This window comes from Sphingobium sp. OAS761 (assembly GCF_024168485.1).
GTDB lineage: Bacteria > Pseudomonadota > Alphaproteobacteria > Sphingomonadales > Sphingomonadaceae > Sphingobium.
The window spans coordinates 39,398-64,425 of record NZ_JALJVY010000009.1; the positions used below are offsets into that span (position 1 = coordinate 39,398).

At 62.9% G+C, this 25,028-nt stretch carries 24 protein-coding genes; 9 read left to right on the forward strand and 15 right to left on the reverse strand.

Annotated features, from left to right (window positions below; translation table 11 throughout):
* Nucleotides 1–178: 178 nt before the first annotated feature.
* The 6 genes from J3E64_RS13125 to J3E64_RS13150 all read right to left on the reverse strand — a co-directional run bounded on the left by J3E64_RS13125 (nucleotide 179) and on the right by J3E64_RS13150 (nucleotide 6,696).
* Nucleotides 179–1,081 carry a sulfotransferase gene (locus J3E64_RS13125; protein WP_253343476.1) on the reverse strand — a complete coding sequence of 301 codons (903 nt, stop codon included), beginning with the start codon at nucleotides 1,079–1,081 and terminating at the stop codon, nucleotides 179–181.
* A 140-nt stretch (nucleotides 1,082–1,221) separates the two neighbouring features.
* Nucleotides 1,222–1,587 carry an RcnB family protein gene (locus tag J3E64_RS13130; RefSeq protein WP_253343477.1) on the reverse strand — a complete coding sequence of 122 codons (366 nt, stop codon included), beginning with the start codon at nucleotides 1,585–1,587 and terminating at the stop codon, nucleotides 1,222–1,224.
* Nucleotides 1,588–1,785: 198 nt separating this feature from the next.
* Nucleotides 1,786–2,991: an ABC transporter permease gene (locus tag J3E64_RS13135; RefSeq protein ID WP_253343478.1), complete on the reverse strand. Its 1,206-nt coding sequence runs from the start codon at nucleotides 2,989–2,991 to the stop codon at nucleotides 1,786–1,788.
* Nucleotides 2,991–3,692 carry an ABC transporter ATP-binding protein gene (locus tag J3E64_RS13140; protein WP_253343479.1) on the reverse strand — a complete coding sequence of 234 codons (702 nt, stop codon included), beginning with the start codon at nucleotides 3,690–3,692 and terminating at the stop codon, nucleotides 2,991–2,993. Before J3E64_RS13140 ends, J3E64_RS13135 begins: the two co-directional genes overlap by 1 nt.
* Before the next feature lie 6 nt (nucleotides 3,693–3,698).
* Nucleotides 3,699–5,234: an efflux RND transporter periplasmic adaptor subunit gene (locus tag J3E64_RS13145; protein WP_253343480.1), complete on the reverse strand. Its 1,536-nt coding sequence runs from the start codon at nucleotides 5,232–5,234 to the stop codon at nucleotides 3,699–3,701.
* Nucleotides 5,224–6,696 (reverse strand): efflux transporter outer membrane subunit, encoded by a 1,473-nt coding sequence (locus J3E64_RS13150; RefSeq protein WP_253343481.1) that lies wholly within the window; start codon nucleotides 6,694–6,696, stop codon nucleotides 5,224–5,226. The genes J3E64_RS13145 and J3E64_RS13150 overlap by 11 nt, the downstream gene beginning before the upstream one ends.
* Nucleotides 6,697–6,855: 159 nt before the next feature.
* On the opposite strand from J3E64_RS13150, the gene fabD reads away from it, so the two are divergent.
* Both fabD and fabG read left to right on the forward strand, forming a co-directional pair.
* Nucleotides 6,856–7,791, forward strand: a complete 936-nt coding sequence (gene fabD / locus J3E64_RS13155; protein ID WP_253343482.1) for an ACP S-malonyltransferase — start codon at nucleotides 6,856–6,858, stop codon at nucleotides 7,789–7,791.
* Between the two features lie 18 nt (nucleotides 7,792–7,809).
* Nucleotides 7,810–8,550 (forward strand): 3-oxoacyl-[acyl-carrier-protein] reductase, encoded by a 741-nt coding sequence (gene fabG, locus J3E64_RS13160; protein ID WP_253343483.1) that lies wholly within the window; start codon nucleotides 7,810–7,812, stop codon nucleotides 8,548–8,550.
* A 24-nt stretch (nucleotides 8,551–8,574) separates the two neighbouring features.
* Here the strand turns inward: fabG and J3E64_RS13165 are convergent, their stop codons facing one another.
* Nucleotides 8,575–8,907, reverse strand: a complete 333-nt coding sequence (locus J3E64_RS13165) for a helix-turn-helix transcriptional regulator (protein WP_253343484.1) — start codon at nucleotides 8,905–8,907, stop codon at nucleotides 8,575–8,577.
* Between the two features lie 279 nt (nucleotides 8,908–9,186).
* On the opposite strand from J3E64_RS13165, the gene J3E64_RS13170 reads away from it, so the two are divergent.
* The 4 genes from J3E64_RS13170 (at nucleotide 9,187) to rpsI (ending at nucleotide 12,628) form a co-directional block, all read left to right on the forward strand.
* Complete coding sequence (locus tag J3E64_RS13170) at nucleotides 9,187–10,326, forward strand: site-specific DNA-methyltransferase (RefSeq protein ID WP_301287280.1); 1,140 nt, start codon at nucleotides 9,187–9,189, stop codon at nucleotides 10,324–10,326.
* 30 nt (nucleotides 10,327–10,356) lie between these two features.
* Complete coding sequence (folP, locus tag J3E64_RS13175) at nucleotides 10,357–11,478, forward strand: dihydropteroate synthase (RefSeq protein WP_253343633.1); 1,122 nt, start codon at nucleotides 10,357–10,359, stop codon at nucleotides 11,476–11,478.
* Nucleotides 11,479–11,612: 134 nt separating this feature from the next.
* Nucleotides 11,613–12,092, forward strand: coding sequence for a 50S ribosomal protein L13 (gene rplM, locus J3E64_RS13180; protein WP_253343485.1), 480 nt, complete (start codon nucleotides 11,613–11,615; stop codon nucleotides 12,090–12,092).
* Nucleotides 12,092–12,628, forward strand: coding sequence for a 30S ribosomal protein S9 (gene rpsI / locus J3E64_RS13185; protein ID WP_253343486.1), 537 nt, complete (start codon nucleotides 12,092–12,094; stop codon nucleotides 12,626–12,628). Before rplM ends, rpsI begins: the two co-directional genes overlap by 1 nt.
* Before the next feature lie 57 nt (nucleotides 12,629–12,685).
* Here the strand turns inward: rpsI and J3E64_RS13190 are convergent, their stop codons facing one another.
* Together J3E64_RS13190 and rpsD are read right to left on the reverse strand one after the other, a co-directional pair.
* Complete coding sequence (locus J3E64_RS13190) at nucleotides 12,686–14,602, reverse strand: HAD-IIIC family phosphatase (protein WP_253343487.1); 1,917 nt, start codon at nucleotides 14,600–14,602, stop codon at nucleotides 12,686–12,688.
* Nucleotides 14,603–14,764: 162 nt separating this feature from the next.
* Nucleotides 14,765–15,379 carry a 30S ribosomal protein S4 gene (gene rpsD / locus J3E64_RS13195; RefSeq protein ID WP_253343488.1) on the reverse strand — a complete coding sequence of 205 codons (615 nt, stop codon included), beginning with the start codon at nucleotides 15,377–15,379 and terminating at the stop codon, nucleotides 14,765–14,767.
* Between the two features lie 180 nt (nucleotides 15,380–15,559).
* Between rpsD and J3E64_RS13200 the strand changes: the two genes are divergently transcribed.
* Nucleotides 15,560–15,856 (forward strand): chorismate mutase, encoded by a 297-nt coding sequence (locus J3E64_RS13200; protein ID WP_253343489.1) that lies wholly within the window; start codon nucleotides 15,560–15,562, stop codon nucleotides 15,854–15,856.
* Nucleotides 15,857–15,939: 83 nt separating this feature from the next.
* Here the strand turns inward: J3E64_RS13200 and J3E64_RS13205 are convergent, their stop codons facing one another.
* On the reverse strand, nucleotides 15,940–17,076 hold the full coding sequence (locus J3E64_RS13205; protein WP_253343490.1) for an aminotransferase class I/II-fold pyridoxal phosphate-dependent enzyme: 1,137 nt from the start codon (nucleotides 17,074–17,076) through the stop codon (nucleotides 15,940–15,942).
* A gap of 56 nt (nucleotides 17,077–17,132) precedes the next feature.
* On the opposite strand from J3E64_RS13205, the gene J3E64_RS13210 reads away from it, so the two are divergent.
* Nucleotides 17,133–17,396 (forward strand): hypothetical protein, encoded by a 264-nt coding sequence (locus J3E64_RS13210; RefSeq protein ID WP_253343491.1) that lies wholly within the window; start codon nucleotides 17,133–17,135, stop codon nucleotides 17,394–17,396.
* Between the two features lie 13 nt (nucleotides 17,397–17,409).
* Here J3E64_RS13210 and pgl read toward each other — a convergent pair whose 3' ends face one another.
* From pgl to J3E64_RS13235, 5 genes are all read right to left on the reverse strand, one after another.
* Nucleotides 17,410–18,102, reverse strand: a complete 693-nt coding sequence (pgl, locus tag J3E64_RS13215; protein ID WP_253343492.1) for a 6-phosphogluconolactonase — start codon at nucleotides 18,100–18,102, stop codon at nucleotides 17,410–17,412.
* A 2-nt stretch (nucleotides 18,103–18,104) separates the two neighbouring features.
* Nucleotides 18,105–18,581 carry a YbaK/EbsC family protein gene (locus tag J3E64_RS13220; protein ID WP_253343493.1) on the reverse strand — a complete coding sequence of 159 codons (477 nt, stop codon included), beginning with the start codon at nucleotides 18,579–18,581 and terminating at the stop codon, nucleotides 18,105–18,107.
* A complete protein-coding gene (gene galE / locus J3E64_RS13225) occupies nucleotides 18,578–19,576 on the reverse strand; it encodes a UDP-glucose 4-epimerase GalE (protein ID WP_253343494.1) in 999 nt (332 codons plus the stop codon). Before galE ends, J3E64_RS13220 begins: the two co-directional genes overlap by 4 nt.
* A 67-nt stretch (nucleotides 19,577–19,643) precedes the next feature.
* The gene (locus tag J3E64_RS13230) at nucleotides 19,644–21,821 is read right to left on the reverse strand and encodes a 3-hydroxyacyl-CoA dehydrogenase NAD-binding domain-containing protein (protein ID WP_253343495.1); all 2,178 of its coding nucleotides are present in this window, start codon (nucleotides 21,819–21,821) and stop codon (nucleotides 19,644–19,646) included.
* A gap of 24 nt (nucleotides 21,822–21,845) precedes the next feature.
* A complete protein-coding gene (locus J3E64_RS13235) occupies nucleotides 21,846–23,054 on the reverse strand; it encodes an acetyl-CoA C-acetyltransferase (RefSeq protein WP_253343496.1) in 1,209 nt (402 codons plus the stop codon).
* 273 nt (nucleotides 23,055–23,327) lie between these two features.
* Between J3E64_RS13235 and J3E64_RS13240 the strand changes: the two genes are divergently transcribed.
* Nucleotides 23,328–25,019, forward strand: a complete 1,692-nt coding sequence (locus tag J3E64_RS13240; protein ID WP_253343497.1) for an MFS transporter — start codon at nucleotides 23,328–23,330, stop codon at nucleotides 25,017–25,019.
* Nucleotides 25,020–25,028 lie beyond the last annotated feature (9 nt).

Sequence of the window (25,028 nt, forward strand, 5' to 3'; positions counted from 1 at the left end):
TCATCTGTTGGCCGATCGCTGACGAGCGCCCCATGCGCACCGCCCCTCCGGCTGTCGTCTCATGCTCCGCAAAAGGGCCGAGTCGTCCCGGTCCTGCTGCGAAGGCGCGCCTATGACGGAATTGCGATGGAAAGGCAAGGGCCGGTAGACGAACCAGGCCCGGCGCGGAATGACCTGCTCAGGCGCGTAGCGGCTGGTCATCCGGCATCCCACGGACTTGGCGGTGGGGGGAGTTGTCCGTGGTCGACCTGCCGCGATTCCAGAGCAGGCGTGTTTCCGGAAAATGGGCTTCGCAAAACGTGTAAACGGGCTCGTAGAATTCGGCAACTTCCTGTGCAAACTCCTCGGAGAGTTCACCGGCCTTTGGTGACGCATTTACCCTGGTGACAAAATGGCCGGTTTCGAACCCGATGCCCAGAAATGTGCCGAGATTTCGGACGGTGTCGATCGTGAACAGATTTTCGTACAGCGCATAGAAAATATCGGGCTGTCCGAATATCTGCTCGATATTGACTATCGTTCGGTCGTAGCGGCTGATGGCAACGGTTCGATCATTCCGATACAGTCTGCGTATCCTGTCGACATCATCAAATGATGTCGACCTCCGACGCGCCGAAGAGACCTCGTGCCGGTGTTGCATGCGCGCCGCGCTCCAGATTCTTTCGACAGGATCACGCATCAGAAAAACGACTTTCACGATGAAGCCGGCATCTTCCATTCGTTGCCGGATGGCGGAAAGCGTCTGGACGTCCAGCCCGGCATAGGCGGGGGTAATATCCCCTGTAATCCGGACCTCGCCCCGGATCAGCCCGCTAAAGAAGGCTTCATAGAAACCCGGATTGTTTTGCATCGCGTAACGAATTCGGACGCGTTCGATGGCTGGCGTCCCTACGGCATTCGACAGCGCGGCTTCATCGACGATGAATTTGGAAAAAACGGGAGAAGAGATGGCGTCCCAGACGTGATATTCCTTGATCGGTCCGAAATTCACGTCCGCAAATCGGCGTAAATAGGAATGAAGCCAGGTAGTCCCGGACTTTTGCGCGCCGACGCCGAGCACGAATATCTTTTGCAGGCCCATTCTCCCTGACGCCGCGCGATTCCGCAAAGGCTTAAGCCTCTCTCGGCGCCATGGCAATCTGCCCGGCCGGTCATGCTCCGCCGGAAAGCCAAGCGCCCCCGGAGGGAGTCCGGGGGCGCCGACAGAAGTCTCCATAGAAATTAGCGGATGGCGCTGCCGATCACCGCGCCGATGATGCCGCTGGTGATCGCAACCAGCACCGCATCATTGCCCGAACGCACCCAATGGTAGCCGCGCGGCGGCGGCGACAGGCGATAGTTGCGATAGTTGGCGATCACGCGGTAGTTGGTCGCGTAACGGCGATCGAAACGCTGGCCCTTGGCCCAGCGGCGATGATCGTCCTTGCGCGCATAGCTCTGCTTCTTGACCACGGTGCGCCCATGGTCGCGATGCGTGACGACCGTGCGGGTGACTTGGCGATGGGGCGCGGCCTGGGCCTGCGCGGTGACGATGGGGCTGGCAACCAGGGTGGTGGTGGCCAGGGTCATGAGGATCTTCTTGAACATGTCGCGTTCCTTACCTTGTCAATATCTGGCGCCGTTCCGTGGCGTCGAAGACATAGATAGGAGTCACTTGTCGCAGGCTTGTGCCGTGAGAGGCGAAAGAGTGTCGGAAATTGTATCAGCGGGCGATCCGCCCTGAACGGATGGTCAGGAAAGGGCTGTTTCCCCGCCCTGCGGTCAGCGCGGAAACAGCCCCTTGCCTCATTCGTGGCGCAACGCGTCGATCGGGTTCAGTGCCGCCGCGCGACGGGCGGGGAAATAGCCGAACACCACGCCGATAGCCGCCGAGAAGAGAAAGGCGATCACGTTGACCTTCACGTCGAACAGGAAAGGCACCTTCATCAGCGGTGCGAGCGAAAGCGAGGCCACCAGAGCGAGAAACAGGCCGATAAGGCCGCCCAGGCAGGAGAGCACGATCGCCTCCACCAGAAACTGCATCAGCACTTCGCGCGCGACCGCGCCGATGGCGAGGCGGATGCCGATTTCCCGCGTCCGCTCCGTCACGGATACCAGCATGATGTTCATGATGCCGATGCCCCCGACCAACAGAGAGATAGCCGCGACCGCGCCGACGATCTGCGTCAGTATGGTGGTTGTTCCGGTAAGCGTATCGGAAATCTGTTTGGTATCGAAGACGTTGAAATTATCTTCCGCTCCCGGCTTGATCTTGCGTCTTTCGCGGACGAGCTGTTCCAGGCTGGATTGAACGGTGGCGCTGTCATAGGCATCGTCCACCGCCACCATGATCTGACTGATGTCGCGATTGCCGGTAAAGCGGCGCTGCACGAACCTGATGGGCATGACGACCACGTCGTCCTGATCGCCAAAGCCGCCCTGGCCGCGTGTGGTGAGCACCCCGATTACCTGGCAGGTGACGCCCTTGATGCGCATCCGCTTGCCGACGGGATCGCTGTTGGGGAAAAGATTGGAGCGAACGGTATTGCCGATGATGCAGATGGCGCGACCGGCTTCCTCTTCTTCCGGCATGAACAGTCGTCCGCTCGCCACCTTCCATTGCTGGACCTCGGAATAGGCTGACGTCGTGCCGTAAACGGTGGTGGACCAGTTATTGCCTTCGTATATTGCCGTGCCGCTGGATTGCACGAGCGGGGCGACGGCCCGTACGCCGTTCATCTGGTTCTGGATCGCCGTCAGGTCGCTTTCCTTGAAATCGGGCGGGCGCGGGCCGCCGCCGCCGCGGCCAAAGCCCTGTCCCGGGCGCAATTGCAGAACGTTGGCGCCCAGCGAGCTTATCTGTTCGCGCACCGCCGCCGTGGCGCCATTGCCCAGAGTGACCATGGTGACGACCGCCGCGACGCCGATGATGATGCCCAGCGTCGTCAGGAAACTGCGCAGCTTGTGCCGATTGATCGCCCGGAAGGCCAGGATGATGGTCGTACCAAGCATCAGCCTTCCACCCCCTGATCGATCCGTTCGACGAGTCCGTCCTTGAAATGCACGATAGTCCGGGCAAAGGCGGCCATGTCCGGTTCATGCGTGACCATCAGGACGGTGATGCCGCTGTTGCGGTTCAGATCGGTCAGCAGTTGCATGATTTCCACCGATCGTTCCGAATCGAGATTGCCGGTCGGTTCGTCTGCCAGCAGCACGTCGGGCTGGGTCACGATGGCGCGGGCGATCGCGACGCGCTGTTGTTGACCGCCCGACAATTCGGCCGGGGTGTGATCCCACCAGTCCTTAAGGCCGACCTTGTCAAGCGCGGCCATGCCCATGTCGTAGCGGGTCGCCTTGTCCTCTCCACGATAGAGAAGGGGCAGTTCGACATTCTCCAGCGCGGTGGTCCGCGAAAGCAGGTTGAAGCCCTGGAACACGAATCCGAGATAGCGGCGCCGCAGCAGCGCGCGCTGATCGCGGTCCAGCGTTTCGACATGACGGCCCTTGAACAGGAACGTGCCGCCCGACGGCACGTCCAGGCATCCCAATATGTTCATCGTGGTGGATTTACCCGATCCCGACGGCCCCATAACGGCGACGAAATCACCCTGCGCGATGTCGAGGTCGATGCCCTTGAGCGCCTGAAAGGCTGTTGGTCCGTCGCCATAGACCTTGGTCACCGCGCGCAGCGAAATGATCGGCTGTTCCGTCATCGTGGGTCAGGTTCCGCTCTGGCGGCCGGTTCCGCGCGTTTCACCGGCTGTCGGCTCGTTCCTGGCCGGGGCGACGGGCGCGGTTTCCGGAGCGGCATCGCCCGAATTGCCGAGCGTGCCGACCGTCGCCGGGCGGCCGTCGGTGGATGGGCTGCGCGGCCGGTCCCGTGCCTTGTCGTTCCGCGCGTCCGCCTTTTGATCCTCGGCTGGCGGCTCCTGCCCGGCGGCGAGCTGGCCGGTGATCACCTTCATGCCGGCTTTCAGATTGCCGCCGGTGATAACCGTGCGGGAACCATCGCTCGCCCCGACCACGACCTGTAGCGCCTTGGGTTGGCCGTCCTCGCCGACGACATAGAGTGTCTGCGTGCTGCCCGCGCCGAAATTCACCTGTTGGTTGTTGCCGCGCCGGAAACGGCGTGGTCCGGGCAGGACGCTGGTAATGCCGCCGCCCTGTCCGGCGCCGCTGCTTGGCTTGAAGCGCAGCGCGCTGTTGGGAACGAGCAGGACATCGTGCAATTCCTGCGTCACGATGTCGGCGGTCGCGGTCATGCCGGGCCGCAGGATTTCGTCCTTGTTGTTGACCGTCAGTACGGCGGTATAGGCGACGACCGTCCCTGTCGAACTGCTGGACGAACTGCTGCTGGACGTCGACGAGGAAGCACTGCTGGACGCGTTGGAGCCTACGTTGACGCGCGTGACCCGGGCGGGAAATGTGCGTCCGGGAAAGGCATCCACGCTGAAGGTCGCATTCTGTCCGTCCTTGACCTGTCCTACATCCGCTTCGTCGACCGATACTTCTACCTCCATCTGCGTCAGGTCTTCCGCTATCGTGAAGAGAACCGGTGCATTCAGCGACGCAGCGACCGTCTGGCCGGGTTCGATGTCGCGGGACAGCACCACGCCGGTGACCGGGGAAACGATCTGGGCGATCGACAGGTTGGTCTGGGCGGTGGACAGCTGGGCCTGCGAGACCCGCACCTGTGCTCGCGCGGAGTCAAGGCTGGCGGCCGCGCTGCGATAGTCCGCTCGTGCCGAATCCAGTTCGGTCCGCGAAGGCACCCGGCCGCCCGATACTCTGTAGACGCTTTCCTGCCGGTCCAGGCTTGCCTTCGCCAGCGCAACCTGCGCCTGTGCTTGCGCGACGCCGGCCTGCGCCGCGGCGACCTGCGCCCGGTTCTGGTTTATGGTGTCGACCAGGCGGCGGGTATCCAGTTCGGCCAGCCTCTGCCCCCGCGTCACGCGATCGTTCACGTCGACGAACACCTGCGTGATCTTGCCCGATTGTTCCGAACCGACATCGACCTGATTGATGGGCTTCAGGTTGCCGGTCGCCGAAACGGTGACCGTCAGATCGCCCGTCTGCGCTGCACGCGTGGCATAATTGACCTTCTGGTCGCCGGAAAAGCAGCGGGCGAGTAGCAGCACCGCGATCAGCAGCGCGACCCCCAGCCCAACGCGGATCGCCCATTTGCGCCATGGTTTCTGAGGCTTGGCGCCCAGGAAGTCGTCCAGTTCCTGATCCTTGGTCACATCATTGCTCATCGGGGCGTTCATCCATGCTCTGCCAGCCGCCGCCCAGCGCATTGTAAAGCTGAGCGATGGCCAGGACCTCGTCAGCCTGCGCGGCGGCAAGACTGTTGCGGGCGTTCAACAATGTGGTTTCGCTGCTGGACAGCGTCAGGAAATCTATCAGGCCGGCCTGATACTGGCTGCGCGCCAGAATGGCGGCGTTGTTCGACGCTTCCAGCGCGGTTGCGAACTCCACTTTGCGACTGCGTGCGCTGGACAGGGACGCCATGGCGTTCTCCACATCCTCCAGCGCGCCCAGCACGCTCTGCTTGTAGGCGGCAAAGGCAGCGTCCGTGGCCGCCTTTTGCGCGCGGACCTGCGAGGCGAGGCGTCCGCCGTCAAAAATGGTCTGCGCGACGTTTGCAAAAACTCCGCCGGTGATCAGGCTGAACAGATCGCTGAATGCATTGGCTGTCGTCCCGATATTGCCGCTGATGCCGAGCGAGGGGTATAGCTGTGCCTGTGCGACGCCGATCCGCGCGGTGGCGGCTGCCAGCGCCCGTTCCGCGCTTCTTACGTCGGGTCGCTGGCGCAGCGTGTCCGCCGGTATGCCCGTGGCGATCCGCGTCGGCGCGACCGGAATGGGGGCAGGGACCTCCAAAGCGCGCGTGGCCTCGCCCGGCGCCTGTCCGGTCAGTACGGCTATTCGGTTCAGGCTGCTTTTCAGTCCTGCTTCCAGTTGGGGTATGGCGGCATTTGTCTGCGCCAGTTGCGCCTTTGCCTGCTGTTCGTCGAGCGACGACACCAGTCCGGCCTGCAACCGCCACCCGGCTATCTGATAATTATCCTGCTGGATCGCCTGGCTCTCGCGCGCGATGCGCAGTTGCGCCTGCGCTTGCCGAGCCTGAACATAGTTGGTGACCAGTTCTGCGATCATCGTCATGCGGACGGTCGCCAGATCGTAGCCCGACCCCTCAAGTGCGGCACGCGCCGCTTCCCGCGAGCGGGACAATTCGCCGAAAAGATCGATCTGCCAGCTTGCATTGGCCCCCAGCGAATAGGTGCTGGACCAGTTGCTCGCGCCGGTGCTGATGACGTTCCCATTGTCATCCACCCGCGTTCCGCCGCCCTGACTGCGGTAATTCTTGCCGGCGCTGCCCGATCCGCTCACCTGCGGCAGGAGGCTGGCATTGGCCTGACGCAGGCTTTCGCGCGCCTGTCGCAGCCGGGCCTGCGCCTGCACGATGTCCAGGTTATTGGCGATGGCCGCGTCGATCAGGCCGCTCAATACCGGATCGTTCAGGCGCGTCCACCACCGGGCCAGATCGGCATCGCTGACCGGTGCGCCGTCGCCCGCGCTATAGGCAAGCGGCACGCCCAGCGACGCGGGCTGCGGATGACGGTAATCCGGCCCCGCCGCGCAGGCGGAAAGCAGGAGCGCCGTGCCGCTGATCCATGCAATGCGATATCGCACCTTTTCCTTGCACTCCGTCATCGTTAAAGGGGCCGCCACGCTTTTGCCCCGGCGGGGGATGGCAGACGAGCCGCTCCTGACTGCCGCAGGGGCATGTAAGGCTCAACGGCATTTGTGTCTCAAAGTGTAACGGCATGGGATTTACGCGCTTTTGAAGCGCTTTCGGATCAGAGGATGAATATGCGGGCTTTTCTATTTCCGGGACAGGGCAGCCAGTCGGTAGGCATGGGCAAGGCGCTGGCAGACGCCAGCCCCGCGGCCAGGGAGCTGTTTCAGGAGGTGGATGATGCGCTGTCCCATCATCTTTTCCGCCTTATGACCGAGGGACCGGAAGACCGGTTGACCCTGACGGAAAATGCTCAGCCGGCAATCATGGCCAATGCGCTTGCGACCCTTCGCGTGATGCAGCGGGAGGGTGGCTTTCGCCTGGTCGAGGCAGGCGATTATGTAGCGGGACATAGCCTGGGAGAATATAGCGCGCTTTGTGCAGCCGAGGCGATGGACGTCGGAACGACCGCACGCCTGCTAAAACGTCGTGGGTACGCCATGCAAGAAGCCGTACCGGTGGGAGAAGGGGCGATGGCTGCTCTGCTGGGTGCGGACGTCGAAAAGGCGCAGGCACTTGCTGCCGCCGCGGCCCAAGGCGAGGTGTGCGCCGTTGCCAATGACAATGATCCAAGTCAGGTTGTGATATCTGGCCACAAGAGCGCGATTGAACGCGCTGTGGCAATGGTCAAGGATCATGGCATCAAGCGCGGAATGCTACTGCCCGTATCGGCGCCCTTTCATTGCGAACTCATGCAGCCGGCCGCAGACGCCATGGCCCAGGCTCTGGCCGAAGCATCGCTTTGTGCCCCCCTGCTGCCGGTTTACGCCAATGTCCTCGCCGCGCCGATCGCCGATCCCGAAGCGATCAGGGCACGCCTGGTCGAGCAGGTGACGGGCCGCGTACGCTGGCGCGAATCCGTCGCCGCCATGTGGGACGCGGGCGTCACCGAGTTCGTCGAGCTGGGCGGCAAGGTGCTCGGCCCGATGGTCAAGCGCATCGCGCCCGACGCTACCGTGCGCAGCATCGTAACGATGGACGATATCGAGGCGGCGCTGGCCGCCTTCTGACAGGACAAGGAAAACGACATGTTCGATCTTACAGGCATGACTGCGCTGGTGACCGGCGCTTCGGGTGGTATCGGTTCGTCAATTGCGAAGGCGCTTGCCGCGCAGGGCGCGACGCTGGCCCTGTCAGGCAGCAACGAGGAAAAGCTGAAGGCGTTCGCGGCCGAACTGGGCGGCGATCACAAGACCATCCTGTGCAACCTGAGCGATCCGGCCTCGGTCGACGCGCTGGTGCCGCAGGCGGTGGAAGCGCTGGGCGGGAAGGTCGATATTCTCGTCAACAACGCGGGCATCACCCGCGACAACCTGATCCTGCGCATGAAGGACGACGAATGGTCGCAGGTCATCCAGGTCAATCTGGAGGCGGCCTTCCGTCTGTGTCGCGCTGCCGCCAAGCCGATGATGAAGGCGCGCTTCGGCCGCATCATCTCGATCACCTCGGTCGTGGGCGTGACCGGTAATCCGGGCCAGGCCAATTATTGCGCGTCGAAGGCGGGCATCATCGGCATGTCAAAGTCGCTGGGTCAGGAATTGGCGAGCCGCGGCATCACCGTGAACTGCGTCGCACCCGGCTTCATGCGCTCGGCCATGACGGATGCGCTGAACGATGCGCAGAAGGGGGCTATCCTGGCGAAGATCCCCGCCGGCGATCTGGGCAGCGGCGACGATATCGGCGCGGCGGTCGTCTACCTGGCGAGCAAAGAAGCGGGGTACGTCACCGGACAGACGCTGCACGTAAACGGCGGCATGGCGATGATCTGACGGGAAGGCATGGAGGCCTGCGGTTCAGGCCTCCATGCCTTCCAGGGCTGTGAAACGCTGCGACCAGAGTGCGCCGTAAACCGCCATCCACTGTACCACCGGCGCCAGCCCCTTCGCGCGGGCGGCATAGAATGTCTCGCGCCCCGCGCGACGGACGGTCACGAGTTCCGTCCGTTTCAGCTTCGCCATGTGGCGCGACACCATCGGCTGCGATACGCCGGCTATGGCGGTGAGGGCATGGACGCTCTGCTCGCCCTCCCGCACCAGATATTCCAGCAGGGCACGGCGGGTTCCGTCGGACAATGCCTTGAACTGCATATCGATGGTTGTGTCGGCGGTTTGCGAAATTTCCTTCATGCTGAATACATAATCATAGGGTTATGGATTTGGCAAGAATGCGCTGCCTGAAGCACGTTAACGAAAAAAAATGAGCGGGTCCGCCAGCTGAGTCTTTTGCGCCACACGCCCCCATGTTGAGTCCCGCCGGGTCCGTTGGACTCAACATGTTGTAGGTCACCATTCGTTCCAGCCCGCGCACTGCCCAACCGGTGCGACTCGTCACATTCCGGGGCCTTGACGCCGGACTGCCGAGGACTCATCGCCCTTCGGGTAATGAGACGAAACGGGGGTAGCAGCATGGGAGTCATGGAACGCGTCGCGCCGCGGCGGAGGAAGGCGATTGCGCCGATCGATGCCGATCCGGCCAATATTCCCGTCGACAGTCTGCTGCGCGGCGACTGCATCGCCCAGATGGCGTCGCTTCCCGACAAATGCATCGACATGATCTTTGCCGACCCGCCCTATAATCTGCAACTTGGCGGAGATCTGTTCCGGCCGGAGGGCAGCCGGGTCGACGCGGTCGACAATGATTGGGACAAGTTCGACACGCTCGGCGCCTATGACCGGTTCACCAAGGCATGGTTGCGCGAGGCGCGCCGCATCCTGAAGCCCAACGGCACCATCTGGGTGATCGGCAGCTATCACAATATCTTCCGTGTCGGCGCGGCATTGCAGGATGAAGGCTTCTGGATCCTCAACGACATCATCTGGCGCAAGGCGAACCCGATGCCCAATTTCAAGGGCACGCGCTTTACCAACGCGCATGAAACGCTGATCTGGGCCAGCCAGGGCGAAGATGCGAAATATACGTTCAACTACAAGGCGATGAAGACGCTCAATGACGAGCTTCAAATGCGTTCCGACTGGGTTCTTCCGATCTGTAGCGGGCAGGAACGGCTGAAGCGCAACGGAACGAAGGCGCATCCGACGCAAAAGCCGGAATCCTTGCTCTATCGTGTGATGCTGTCCTGCACGAAGCCGGGCGATGTGGTTCTCGACCCGTTTTTCGGCACCGGTACGACCGGCGCGGTGGCCAAGCGACTGGGACGCAAATGGATCGGCATAGAGCGGGAAGAAGACTATATCGAAGTCGCGCTTGCGCGCATTGCCGATGCCCTTCCGCTCGATGAATCCGCGCTGACCATCATGCAAAGCGCGCGCAGCCAGCCCAAGGTCGCCTTCGGAACGCTGGTGGAAACCGGCTATCTCAAGCCTGGCACGCTGCTCACGGATACGAAGCGCCGTTGGCAGGCGCAGGTCCGCGCGGACGGATCGCTGGCGTTAGGCGGCGACACCGGATCGATCCACAAGATGGGCGCGACCCTGCAAGGCGCGCCAAGCTGCAACGGCTGGACTTTCTGGCATTATGAGGCAGAAGGCGGGCTAAAGCCCATCGATACGCTCCGTCAGACCTATCTTCTGGCGAACGAGCCCTGATCTCCAAGCGGCCAAGGGATGCCCATGTCGATGTTGTCCACCATCCCCGCAGACGCGCGCTTATATCTTAAGCCGACCTGGACCGTGCCGACGCCGGTCGGCTTGCCGGATGGCACGGCTGCGCGGATGGGCAATGGACTGATATGGTTTCAGGCCTATGAGTTGACCGCGCTCGACGGTCGGCAACGGATCGCGCGGACAATCATTCCGGTTGCCGATTTTGCCACCGTCATCGACGGCCTGCCTGACGCCCTCACCGAGCGGGCCAGTCGGCTCGCGGCCAACATCTCGGCCCCGCGACAGCCGCTGGTGCTGGGCGACCGCACTATTCGGTTCGACGCGCCGCAGGTCATGGCGATCCTCAACATCACGCCGGACAGTTTCTCCGACGGCGGCAGGCACATGGACGACCCGCAGGCGGCGGCCGATGCAGGTTTTGCCATGGCTGCCGCTGGCGCGGCGCTAATCGATGTCGGCGGCGAGTCCACCCGCCCCAAGGCGCAGAAGCTGTGGGAAGGGGATGAGGTGAAGCGGGTTGTCCCCGTTATCGAGCGCCTGGCGGCGTCGGGCGTCGCCATGTCGATCGATACCCGCAAGGCAACCGTGATGGAGGCCGCACTGGCCGCCGGGGCGGCGGTCGTCAACGACGTCAGCGCGCTGGCCCACGACCCGCGCAGCCTGGAAGTGGTGGCGCGCGCCGGTTGCCCCGTCATCCTGATGCATGCGCCTTGCGCCGGGGACGACCCGCACGACAATCCCGGCGGTTACGGCGATGTCGTTGCGGATGTTCATGATCATCTGGAGGCTCGGATCGCCGCCTGTCTCGCTGCCGGCATCGCCCATGACAGGATCATGATCGATCCCGGCCTCGGCTTCGGCAAGAGCCTGACCGACAATCTGGCGCTGGTGAACGGGCTCGCTGCCTTTCATGGGCTGGGCGTGCCGCTACTTTTCGCGGGTAGCCGCAAGCGCCTGATCGGTGCATTGTCCAACGAGGCACCGGCGTCGGAACGGCTGGGTGGCTCGGTTGCGCTTGCCTTCCGCGCTGCACAGCTCGGCGCGCAGATGGTAAGGGTCCACGATGTTCGGGAAAGCGTCCAGGCGCTGCATCTCTGGCGGGGCCTGGCCGATGCGGGATTGAGCCAGATTTAAGGCAGGTATTATTTTACCCGCCAGCAAAGCCGCCTGATCTCTTGACTTGCGGCCGTCTAGGCGTCATTAGCGGCCCACTTCCGGGTGCCGGTGACGGCGCCCGGTTTCATTTTCTCATTCTGGAGATTGGCACCATGAAGGCGCTGATGAAGACCACCAAGCCGGCAACCCCGGCAACGGTCGAAAAGAAGTGGATCCTGATCGACGCCGAAGGCCTCGTCGTGGGTCGCCTGGCTTCGACCGTAGCGAATATCCTGCGCGGCAAGCACAAGACCAGCTTCACGCCTCACGTTGATTGCGGTGACAATGTCATCATCGTCAACGCCGGCAAGGTGAAGTTCACCGGTCGCAAGCTGACCGACAAGGTCTATTACAAGCACACCGGTTATGCCGGCGGCATCAAGGAAACCACGCCTGCCAAGATCCTGGAGGGGCGTTTCCCCGAGCGTGTCCTGGAAAAGGCCGTGGAGCGCATGATCCCCCGCGGTCCGTTGGGTCGCCAGCAGATGCGCAACCTGCGCATCTTCGCCGGCGCCGAGCACCCGCATGAAGCCCAGAACCCCGAAGTGCTCGATTTCGCGTCGCGCAACCGCAAGAACAAGGTGGGTGCATAATGTCCGATAACCGTCAGTCCCTGTCCGACCTCGCGTCGCTGACCGCCAACGCTCCCGCCGCCGCGCCCGCCGCTGCGGTGGAAGGTGAAGCGTCCGTCGCTGCGCCCGTCGTTCCTTCGGCTCCCCTGCGCGATCAGGAAATCGACAGCCTGGGCCGCGCCTATGCCACCGGCCGCCGCAAGGACGCCGTGGCCCGCGTGTGGGTGAAGCCCGGCACCGGCAAGATCACGGTCAACGGCCGCGATCAGGAAGTCTATTTCGCCCGCCCGACCCTGCGTCTGGTGATCAACCAGCCCTTCGGCGTTACCGAGCGTGAGGGCCAGTATGATGTCGTGTGCACCGTCAAGGGCGGCGGCCTTTCGGGGCAGGCCGGCGCGGTCAAGCATGGCATCGCCCAGGCGTTGTCCAAATATGAGCCGGCGCTGCGCAGCGCGGTCAAGGCCGAGGGCTTCCTGACCCGCGACAGCCGCGTCGTCGAGCGCAAGAAGTACGGCAAGGCCAAGGCGCGCCGGAGCTTCCAGTTCTCGAAGCGCTAAGCGTTCGAGCAATTCGATCAGAAAAGGGGCCGGAATTTCCGGTCCCTTTTTTGTTGCCTATGCGGGGCTGGGGGACTCGATGCGAATATGCGTCGGGATTTCCGGCCCTGCTCCGGTGAGCTGTGCATCTTCCTGCATTTGGGTAAAGCCGAGCCGAGCATAGAGGTCGTGCGTCAGGCCATTATCCGTCGTTTGGACCAGCCGGGCAGACACGGTCTCATTCCGGTCCCGTTGCACCAAAGAAATTAGCCAGCCGAGGGCGGCTTTTTCGACCTCCAGCCCTATGACTCGGCAACTCATGACAAACTGGCGGATATGGGTGCCCTCGACAATCGCGACAGCGACCACGCCATAGTTGGAATAGATGTCGGTGACGGCGAATGTGGCAAGCCATCCGCCACGTTCGAACAGCGCGGCGAAGGCGTGCAGCGTCCAGCGTTCACCGCTGGTGTTGAACTGGTTCGTCTTGTTGACCAATTCCATTGCGCGGGCAAAGCCGGGATGCTCCACATGATCCAGCACCGCAGGCGTGACGCGCATATTGAGGCCCGACAGGAATGCTTCGCGTGACAATCTGCCCCGGGCCGTTTCACGCACGCCCTGCGCCCGGACCATGTCGGTCCGGCGGGCGGATTCCTGAGATATGGCAGCGACCTGTGTTTCAGGCGCCCACAGCAGGATGCGTCGCGTCAGATAGGGATGATCGCCCAGCAGGCGGATGTCGGGATAGGCAGCGGCCATTGCGGCGCGTTCGACCGGATTGTCGTCGATGAAGACGACATTGCGCGGGAGGATGTTCGCTTCCGCCAGCACCTCTGCCATATTTTCGGACTTCGGCCGCCAATTTATCTTGCGGATGGCGAATGTGGAAAGCGGCAAAATGGGGCCGAAAATGCTGTCCCACTTCGCCTCGATCCGGTCGCCGTCATTCTTGCTGAGGATCGCCAGCAATATGCCACGTTTTTTGAGCGTCACCAGCGCTTCGGCAAAGCCCAGCGGCCATCCTTCCAGCGGTTCGGCGTGGCTCAATGCTTCCTCGGCCATGACCCCTCGCCACAGCGTGTCATCCAGGTCGATGGCCACCAGCTTCACGGCATCCATCTGCCGGACAATTCGCCAGCTTGCCTCGACTTCCTGCCAAACGGCCTTGAAGAATTTCGACGTTTCCAGTCTATGGTAATGGCTGATCGGTCGGCTCCGTTCGATCCGGCCGCTATCCTGTTCATAGTCCCAGTCGCCCAGAAAGCCGTTGTGCGACAGGTGCCAGAGATGGTCATCCTGAACCATTTTCCGGCCGAAGGTCGAGGCTATTTCATCGACGTCGATCATGTGGACATTGGGCCGGTCCGCAATCGCGCCATCGAGATGCTGATTGAGCCGTTCAACGAAATGGACCGGATTGCGAAGGTCGTAGCGCGGCATCAGCTTGCCCAGGCTGTTCTGCTGAGGGGCGAGGAAATTCGTGACGAAGCTCAGCAACTTATGCTCGCTGTTCCAGCGCAATATGGTGTCGAGCAGCAAGTCCAGTCGGGCGCAACATTCTTCGAAAAAGGCCTGCAAACGCGCTTCGTCGGCGTGGGGAATTGCGAAAATGCCATATTCGGGCACGATCGTGCGGTAGGTCAGGTTGACGAGCTGGAAGTCGTACTCTGCGACCGGGCGTGGCGGCTTTTCGGGTATGCCGCCCGCGTGGTTCGTCATGACAAGGTCACAATCGAACGGCGCCGTATCGCCCAGATAGTCGACATAGGCCTGCGCCATGCACGAGCCCAACACGATTACCCGGGCCGACGGTGTGTCGGTACGCCGCAAATCCGTCGGATTGCGATATTGATGGTCGTCGTGACCGGGCAGGACAAGCGGAATGGGGATCGGTCCCCGGAACTTTTCGCGCGCCCGGCGGGACGTCGCCATGCGCAGCAGGCGAACCGTTTCCGACTTCCAGAGTTTCCGAATAGAGTCCGGATATCGCAATGTTACCCCTCTTGGTCCAGTCAGCAGTCTGCATCGCGGCATATCGCATGTTCCGCAATATATTAGCTGCTTGGGCGGATATTTTCGCGATGGTCCGGCCATGAAAAAGGGCGGCTCCCTTGCGGGGCCGCCCTTTCTCGAAACTCTGTACGGAAGAACCGATCAGCGCGAATAGAATTCGACGACCAGATTGGGCTCCATCTTCACCGGATAGGGCACCTCGTCCAGCGTCGGCACACGGACATAGGTGATCTTGGCGGCGCCATCGGGCGACACATAGTCGGGAATGTCGCGCTCGGGAAGGCTCTGCGCTTCCATTACCAGCGCCATTTCCTGTGCCTTTTTGCCCAGCATGATCTCATCGCCCGGCTTCACCAGACGCGAAGCGATGTTGCACTTGACGCCGTTCACATAGATGTGGCCATGGCTGACGATCTGGCGGGCGGCGAAGATGGTCGGTGCGAACTTGGCGCGGTACACAACGGCATCCAGGCGGCGTTCCAGCAGGCCGATCAGGTTCTGACCGGTGTCGCCCTTCATGCGGCTGGCTTCGATATAGTTCTTCTTGAACTGCTTTTCGGTGATGTCGCCGTAATAGCCTTTCAGCTTCTGCTTCGCGCGCAGCTGGATGCCGTAATCCGACATCTTGCCCTTGCGGCGCTGGCCATGCTGACCGGGACCATATTCCCGCTTGTTCACCGGGCTCTTGGGACGACCCCAGATGTTTTCGCCCATCCGGCGGTCGAGTTTGTACTTGGCGCTGGAGCGCTTCGACATAGATATTTCCTAACAATCGCTAACAACGTTACTCCCGGTATCGCCTGCGATCCATATTTCGGGGGCAGGGCCGCCGCTTCACCGGGGTGCGGGGCCAATCGCGAAGGCGCGCCTATGACGGGACGGGGAAGGGATGTCAAGCCCTCGACAGGGAGGGGCGCGCGGCCTAGTGCAAGCGTCATGAATCCCGAAAGCTATACGTGCATGGCTGAGGTTCGCACCGGCGTCGACGAGATTGATCGCCGCCTCGTCGCGCTGCTCGCCGATCGCTTCGCCCATATGCGAGCCGCCGCCCGGATCAAGCCCGATCGCGATGCCGTGCGCGACGAACCGCGCAAGGCGCAGGTGATTGCCAATGCCCGTGCGCACGCAGAGGCGCTGGGCCTGCCCGGTGATGTCATCGTGGATTTGTGGGACAGGCTGGTCGAAGCGTCCATTGCCTATGAACTGGATGCATTCGACCGAACACGCGGCTGAGATGCGGAATAGCTAGTGGTCCGATTCTGACATTTGCAAATCCATTCAGGCCGCCAGGGGAAGCAAATGTCAAAATCAATCCACTAACGCTCGCCCTGCGCCGCGAACCACGGGATCAGGCGTGCGATCGCATCTTCCACCCGATCGGTCGACACGGCAAAGCTCATGCGGATGAAGCGGTGGCCGTCGACCGGATCGAAATCGATCCCCGGCGCGGTGGCGACGCCGGTCTCACGCAGCAGCTTGCGGCAGAAAGCCAGGCTGTCGTCGGTCAGGTGGCCGACATCGGCGTAGATATAGAAGGCGCCATCGGGCGGTGCGATCCTAGCCAGCCCGAGCGCGGGCAGGGCATCGAGCAAAAGCGCGCGGTTGCGGCGATAGGTTTCGACATGCGCGTCGAGTTCCTGCGCGCAATCCATCGCTACCAGCCCGGCGCGTTGCGCCACGACCGGCGGGGTAAGGAACAGGTTGGTCATGCGCGCGCGCGTCGCGTTGATCAGATCGGGCGGGACGACCATCCATCCCAACCGCCATCCGGCCATGCTGAAATATTTGGAAAAGCTGTTCACGATCACGGCGCCCGGCGCAAATTCCAGCATCGAATGGGCCGGTTCGCCGAAGGTCAGGCCATGATAGATTTCGTCCGAGACGATCCGGATGCCGCGCCGGGCGCATATATCCGCGATCCGGACGAGTTCATCCGGCGGGATGATGGTGCCGGTCGGGTTGGCGGGGCTGGCAAGGATCACACCTTGCGGCGCCGGATCGAGTCCGGCGAGCGCATCGGCACTGATCTGATAGCGCTCCGCCGCCCCGCACGGCAGTTCGACCGGTTCAAGATATAATGCCTTCAGGTTGTTGCGGTAGGCGACATATCCCGGCCGCGCGATCGCCACCCGGTCGCCCGGCGCGAACAGGCTGTTGAGCGCCAGCACCAGCCCCGGCGACGCGCCGCAGGTCAGGATGACCTGCTCCGGGTCGACAATGACGTCATGGTTGTCGGCGTAGAGACGGGCGATCCGCTGCTTGAGCGGCATGCTTTCCCAATAGCCCATGGGATCGGTGTCCAGCACGCGATGCGCCATGGCGATCGCAGGCGCCGGCGCGCCGGTTGAGGGCTGCCCGAATTCCATATGCAGGATGGATCGACCCTCGGTTTCCAACTGGTGCGCTTCGCGGCTGATGGCGATGGCATGAAAGGGATCAATCTCTGCAACCATGACGCGTGCCTAGAGCGGCCTCGCAACCATGTCGATAGGGGCTGCGTTCATCGCACATGAACCAGACTCTGCTGACCGCTTTACAATATTATGGTGCCGGGGCGGCAACCATTGCGGCCCTGGTCGTTTCGCTCAACCTCGGGCGGCGCATCACGGGATGGGCATTCGTGCTGTTCGTGACCAGTTCGATCGCCCTAATCGCATGGGGGTTTCTCGACAGGAACAGCGAAGGCATAGGCTGGCAGAATGTTGCCCTGCTCTTCATCAACGCCACCGGCGTATGGCGGTATCTACTCTCAAAGCACGACCCGAAAAGCTGAACCAGGCCGTCGATCAGGTTTCGCTGATCCATATTTCGACGGGCACGTCCTGCTGCAGAAGGGCGAGGCGGACGGGCAGTTCGTCCACCGGCCCACCTGCCAGCGCGCGGTCGTAAACCGCCCTTTTCGCCGAACCGCCGATCTGGATGAAGATGTGGCGGCTTTGCAAAATGGCATGGGCCGTCATGGACATGCGCTGATATGGTGCTACCGGCGGGGTGGCCGCGATGGTCAGCGCCTTGCTGACAAGGCCCTCGTCCAATTCCCGACCGTCCGGGAAGAGCGATGCCGTATGCCCGTCGTCGCCCATGCCGAGCAGGATGATGTCCAGCGGCCAGGGCAAGGTGGCGAACGCGCTTTCCACCTCCGGCTGCCCGGAATAGGCGTCGTCGGCGTCATTCTTCATGGGGACGAAACGTGCCTGCGCCGCGCGGCTCTGCAACAACGCCTCGCGGACAAGCCGCTCATTGCTGTCGACGCTGTCACGCGCAACCCAGCGTTCGTCCACCAGAGTGACGACCACTTTGCTCCAATCCAGATCGCTGTGGCTCAATGCCTCCAGCACAGGGCGCGGAGAGCGGCCGCCCGATACGGCGAGGCTGGCCATCCCACGCGCGGCGATGGCATCGGACAATATCCCGGCGATGCGTGCAGCAATGTCCGCCGCGGCTTCCGGTCCGGTGGCAAAAATATGTTCCGTTGGCATTGCTACTCTGCTTGATCTGGTAAAACACAGATGTCGACCCATGCGGCCCCGGTCAAGGCCGCCAGCCGTAACGGCGTCAACTCGACCGATGCCGTGCGCGATCCGGCCGCCGGAAACACGGTTGCGAAGTCCCTGAGCGACACATCGCAATAGACGGGGAGGGGCTTGGGCAATCCGAACGGACAGACGCCCCCCACCGGATGGCCGGTCAGTTCTTCCACCTCATGCGCGTGCAGCATGCGGGGCTTGGCGCCCAGCGCTGCCTTTGCCTTGCCGTTGGAAAGCCGCGCATCGCCCCGCGCGCAGACCAGCACGACCCCGTCGCCGACCCTGAGCGATAGCGTCTTGGCAATGCGTGCCGGCTCGACGCCCAGGGCGGCGGCCGCCTCCGTCACCGTGGCAGTGCTGACCCCTTGATCTATGATGGTGATGTCAGGGGCAGTGGCCGAGAAGAAGGCGCGAACGCTCTCCTCGCTCATCCCTTCTCGCCCAGCGTGCGTTCCCAGGCCAGGGCATGGGCGACGATCCGGTCCAGATCGGCATGGCGCGGCTGCCAGGGAAAGGTGGCCAGGATCGCGCTGTTGTCGGAAATCAACTTGCCTGGGTCGCCCGCTCTGCGACCGGTCATCACGCGCTTGACCGGATTGTTGGTTGCCCTGTCGACCGCGTCCAGCACTTCGAGCACCGAGAAACCCCGTCCGTAGCCGCAATTGAGCATATGGCTGCGACCGGGGTCTGCCATCAGTGCTTCCAGCGCGAGCAGATGCGCGGCGGCCAGGTCGCTGACATGGATATAATCGCGCACGCCCGTGCCGTCCGGCGTGTCGAAATCGTCGCCGAACACGGCGACGCTTTCGCGCTTGCCCAGCGCCGCCTCGACGGCGACCTTGATGAGGTGCGTCGCGCCTGCCGTCGACTGACCGGTCCGACCCTGCGGATCGGCACCGGCAACATTGAAATAGCGCAACGCGCAGAAATTCATCGGATGCGCCGCCGCCACGTCGCGCAGCATATATTCGGTCATCAGCTTCGACATGCCATAGGGATTGATCGGTCGCTGCGGCGTATCCTCCCGCACTGCTTCGACATCCGGCGTGCCATAGGTGGCCGCAGTGGACGAAAAGATAAAATGCGGCACGCCCTGTCGGATCGCGCTTTCGATCAGGTCGCGTGTCTTCGCGCTGTTGTTGTGATAATATTTGAGCGGATTTTCGACCGATTCCGGCACCACCACGGATCCGGCGAAATGCATGATCGCCCGCACCTCATGGTCGCGCAGCGTCGCTTCCACCAGCGGCTGGTCGGCGATGTCGCCGCGCACCAACGGTACGTCTGCGGGAACGGCCCAATCGAAGCCGGTGACCAGATTGTCGATCACGACCACGCCATAGCCCGCATCCCTGAGCGCCAGAACGGCATGGCTGCCGATATAGCCGGCGCCGCCCGTCACCATTACCGTGGGCTTGTCGCTCATAAAGAAAAGGTCTCCCCAGCTGATGCCGGGGAGACCTAGCGAAAGGGCGTTAAGATTTATAGGCCGTTCAGGCGGCCGCCTTCATGGACGCGGGCTTGTAGAAGGTCGCGCCGCTCGCCGCCATGTCGCGCAGCTGTTGCGTGGGGGCAAAGCGTGGCCCATGCGCCGCCGCCAGCCGATCCAGCGTTGCGACGACATTGGCGATGCCGACCGTGTCCATATGGCTGAACGGCCCGCCGGTATAGGGCGCAAAGCCCCAGCCGAAGATCGCGCCGATGTCACCGTCTTCCGGCGTTTCCAGCACGCCTTCCTCGAAGCAGCGCGCACATTCGATGAGCTGGCGATAGAGGAGGCGTTCCTTGACCGCCTCTACATCGGGCTGCTCGGCCGCGCGCGGGAACATCTCGCCAAGCGCGGGCGAAAGGTGCTTTTTCGCGCCTTCGGGATAATCATACCAGCCCTTGCCATTCTTGCGGCCCAGCCGTCCGGCATCGGTCATCTTGACCATGATGTCGTCGGAGCCCTGGGGGACATAGGCGTCACCCAGTTCCTTCTTCGCCGCGGTCATGATCTTGACGCCCAGTTCGATCGACACTTCGTCGCTAACCGCCAGAGGCCCGGTCGGCATGCCAAGCTGCTTGCCGGCATTTTCGATGAGCGCCGGATTGACGCCTTCCCCGACCAGTTCCGCGCCTTCCTGCACATAGGTGCCGAAGCTGCGCGAGGTGTAGAAGCCACGACTGTCGTGAACGACGATAGGCGTTTTCTTGATCTGCGCGACGAAGTCCAACGCCTTGGCAATGGCCGCCGGGCCGGTTTTTTCGCCCAGGATGATTTCGACCAGCGGCATCTTTTCAACGGGCGAGAAAAAATGGATGCCGATGAAATTTTCCGGTTTCGACCATGCCTGCGCCAATTTTGTGATGGGCAGGGTGGATGTGTTCGATCCGAAAATGGTGTCGGCGCCCAGCACCTCTTCCACCTTCCGGGTGACTTCGGCCTTGATCGCGACATCCTCGAAAACCGCTTCGATCACGAAGTCGGCGCCGGCAAGCGCTGCAAAATCGGTCGTCGGGCTGACACGGGCGAGCGTCTCGGCGATCTTCTCCGGCGTCATGCCCTTGCCAAGACGCTTCTTCAGCACCTCCTCGACATGGGCCTTGCCCTTTTCTGCATAAGCCTGGTCACGGTCGAACAGCACCACTTCCATCCCGGCCTGTGCCGCGACGGTGGCGATGCCGGCACCCATCATTCCCGCGCCCAGCATGGCCAGCTTCCCGGTGGGCGCCTTGGGCTCGTCCTTGGGCCGACGGGCACCGCGCTCGGCTGCCTGCTTGTTGACGAACAGCGTGCGGATCATGTTGGACGCCTGCGGGTCGGCGGCCACCTTGGCGAAATATTTGCTCTCGATCCGGATCGCCCGGTCCATCGGCAGGGTGACGCCCTCATAGACGGCTGACAGCAGCGCGATGGGCGCGTTCATGTTGCGCTGGGTCTGCTTCAGCGTCATCGGCAGGGCGCCGACCATGGTCTGCACGAAGGCGGGGTTGAACTGGCCCGCGCCGCCCGGCACCTTGAAGCCCTTGACGTCCCAGGGCTGCGTAGCCGCATTGGGATTGGCCTTCACCCATTCGCGGGCGGCTTCCACCGCGCCGCCCTGGGGCACGATCTGATCCACAACCTTCAGCATGGCCGCCTCGGCCGGGCGGAAAAGCTTGCCCTGAAGCATGTACATCAGCGACGCCTGCACGCCCATGATGCGCGGCAGGCGCTGTGACCCGCCGCCGCCGGGAAAGAGGCCGATCAGGATTTCTGGAAGGCCGAGTTGCGTTTTGCTGCTGTCTCCCACGACGCGGCGGTGGCAGGCGAGGGCGAGTTCGAACCCGCCGCCGACGCAGGTGCCTTCAATGGCGCAGGCGATCGGCTTGCCGCACGTTTCCAGGCGACGGAACAGCTGGTTCAGCACGAAGACCTTGTCGAAGATGGTGGCCGGTGCGGGGGGCTCCCCGCCGCCGCTGGCCAGCATCGATCCGAAATATTTGAGGTCCATGCCGGCCATGAAGCCGCTGTCCTTGCCGGAGGCTACGACCGCGCCCTTGATGTCCGGCTCCGACGCGATGCGGGTGATGGCACCGTCCAGATCGGCAATGAAATCGGGTCCTATGACATTCATCGACTGGCCGGGCACATCGATGATAAGCGTGGCGATGCCGTCGGCGTCTATGTCGAAGCGGATGGTTTCCATGTCTGTCTCTCCTCTATCCGCCGATTACACGCGCTCGATGATGATGCCGGTGCCCATGCCGGCGCCGACGCACAGGTTGACGAGCGCCGTGCCCTTGCCGGACCGCTCCAGTTCGTCGAGGGCCGTGCCCAGCACCATGGCGCCGGTGGCGCCCAACGGGTGACCCATGGCAATGGCCCCGCCGTTCACGTTGATCTGGCCATGATCGAGATCCATCGCCTGCATGTAGCGCAAGACCACCGAAGCGAAGGCTTCGTTAAGCTCCCAAAGATCGATGTCGGCCGTTGTCATGCCGGCGCGGCTTAGCAGCTTGCCGGCCACGAATTCCGGTCCGGTCAGCATGATCAGCGGTTCCGAACCGATCGAGGCCATCGCCCTGATCCTGGCGCGCGCCTTCAGGCCATATTTCTCTCCCATCTCCGCATTGCCGACGAGCACGGCGGCCGCCCCGTCGACGATACCGCTGCTGTTGCCGGCGTGATGGATGTGATTGACCCGTTCCAGTTCCGGGTAGCGCAGCAGGGCCACGGTATCGAAACCGGGCATTTCCTCGCCCAATGCAGCAAAGCTCGGTTTGAGCGCCGCCAGCGACTGCATCGTCGCGTCAGGTCGCATATGTTCGTCATGGTCGAGGACGACCTGTCCAATGACATCCCTGACCGGAAGGATGGACTTGGCGAAGCGCCCTTCATCCCAGGCCAGCTTTGCGCGTTTCTGGCTTTCTACCGCATAGGCGTCCGCATCGTCCCGGCTGATGCCGAATTTGGTGGCGATGACGTCGGCGCCGATGCCTTGCGGTGCGAAATAGGTCTTGTAGGCGACCGCCGGGTCCATCGCGATCGCGCCGCCGTCCGATGCCATCGGCACCCGGCTCATGGATTCGACGCCGCCGCCGATCGCGAACATCGCCTCGCCCGAATGGATTTTCGCTGCCGCCATGTTGACAGCTTCCAGGCCGGAAGCACAGAATCTGTTAATCTGGACGCCAGGGGTCGTTTGCGCATAATCCGCGTTCAGCACGGCCGCGCGGGCGATGTCCGCGCCCTGTTCCCCCACGGGGGTCACACACCCCAATATGACGTCGTCGACGTCCGCCGTGTCGATCTGGTTACGGTCGCGAATAGCCGCCAACACCTGAGTCGCCAGCTGGATCGGCGTGATTTCGTGCAACGCGCCATCGGCCTTGCCCCTGCCACGGGGTGTCCGGACGGCATCGTAGATATAGGCTTCCATCTCTATTCCCTCTCCGTGAGGCGATTGCGGCATGTTCGAAGTCACCGTGAATGTATTTACGTTTACGTAAAGTGCAAGCTTCTATTGCACCGTTTGCAGCCCTGGGGCCACTTCGCGGGGCCCGATTACCCAAACCGTCCAGCCGGCCACTACGTTTCATGTGATCCCGAAGACCTGTTGCATAATCTTCAGATGGCAGGGCTTACCCCTTTTCCGACGACAAATGCGAGAGGGAGGCATGGTGGGGCAGGAGACGCGCATTGCGTCGGCGCCATGGGCGTCTATATCCGTCCCATGGGAAGCGAAACCGACCAACCGATCCATGCCGCGCCATCCCCGTTTTCGATCCCCATCTTCCGCGCGATCTGGCTGTCCAGCCTGGGATCGAACTTCGGCGGCCTGATACAGTCGGTCGGCGCCGCGTGGATGATGACGTCGCTGTCCGCCTCTCCGGTGCTGATCGCGCTCGTGCCGGCGGCGACAACCTTTCCCATCATGCTGTTGTCACTCTGGGCCGGCGCTGTTGCCGACAATCTGGACCGTCGCAAGGTGATGATCGCCTGCCAGGCCTTCATGTTGTTTGTGTCCGCCGCGCTGGCGGCGACGGCCTGGGCCGGACTTGTCACCCCCTGGCTGCTGCTGGGCTTCACATTCCTGATCGGATGCGCGACCGCGATCAACGGCCCGGCCTGGCAGGCATCGGTCGGCGACATGGTGCCGCGCGCGCACCTGCCAAGCGCGGTGGCGCTGAACAGCATGGGGTTCAACCTTGCCCGTAGTGTGGGGCCGGCGTTGGGCGGCGTTATCGTGGCTGCTGCCGGAGCTGCTGCCGCCTTTCTCGTCAATGCGATCAGCTATCTGGGCCTGCTCGGCGTGTTGCTGCGCTGGCGTCCGGAATTACCGCCCAAATTATTGCCCCGGGAACGGCTGGGCGTCGCCATGCTGGCCGGGATCAGCTATGTGTCGATGTCTCCGAATATCAAGCTGGTGCTGATGCGCAGTGCGGCCTTCGGCATCGGTGCCAGCGCCGTGTCGGCACTCATGCCGCTGGTCGCCCGCGATCTTCTCGGGGGCGGTGCCCTGACTTTCGGCGTCACCAGCGGTGCGTTCGGCATCGGCGCTGTGGGCGGCGCGCTTCTGTCCCGCCACCTGCGCGCGTGGTTTCAGATCGAAACGCTGGTGCGGATCGCGGCGCTGGCGCTTGCCCTCGGCACCGCCATCACCGGGTCGAGCCACTGGCTGGCTCTTGCTCTGGCGGGCTATCTGCTCGCGGGGGCGGGGTGGGTGACCGCGCTGGCGACGTTCAATGTATCCGTCCAGATGTCGGCCCCGCGCTGGGTGGTTGCCCGCGCGGTCGCGCTCTATCAGATGGTGGCCTTTGGCGGCATGGCGGGTGGTGCCTGGTTGTTTGGCTGGGTCGCGGAACATCATGGTGTCGTGGCCGCCCTTTACGCGGCTGCGTCCGCCCAGTTTGTCGCGGCAATGCTGGGTCTGTGGCGCCCATTGCCGCAGATCGGGGACGACAATCTGGACCCGCGCGGCGACTGGCATGAACCGGACACGGCCGTCCCGGTCGAACCGCGCAGCGGCCCCGTGATCATCACCATCGAATATCGCATTCCCGCCGGATCGATCGTGCCCTTTCTGTCGGCGATGAGCGAACGCCGTCGCATCCGGCGCAGGGATGGTGCGCATGGCTGGCAGTTGTTGCGCGACCTTGGGGATTCCGAACTGTGGGTCGAACGCTATCATGTGTCGACCTGGCTGGACTATGTCCGTCACAACCAGAGACGAACCGTGGCCGACATCGCCAATAGCGATGCGATCATGGCCTTGCATCTGGGTCCCGAGTTGCCGGTCGTGCATCGACGACTGGAACGCCAGACCGGTTCCTTGCCGCTAAGCCGTGCTCCGGACGCACGCGAAATGGGCCACGGCCTGACCGATCCGACGCGCCTTTCCTGATCGGTTCCC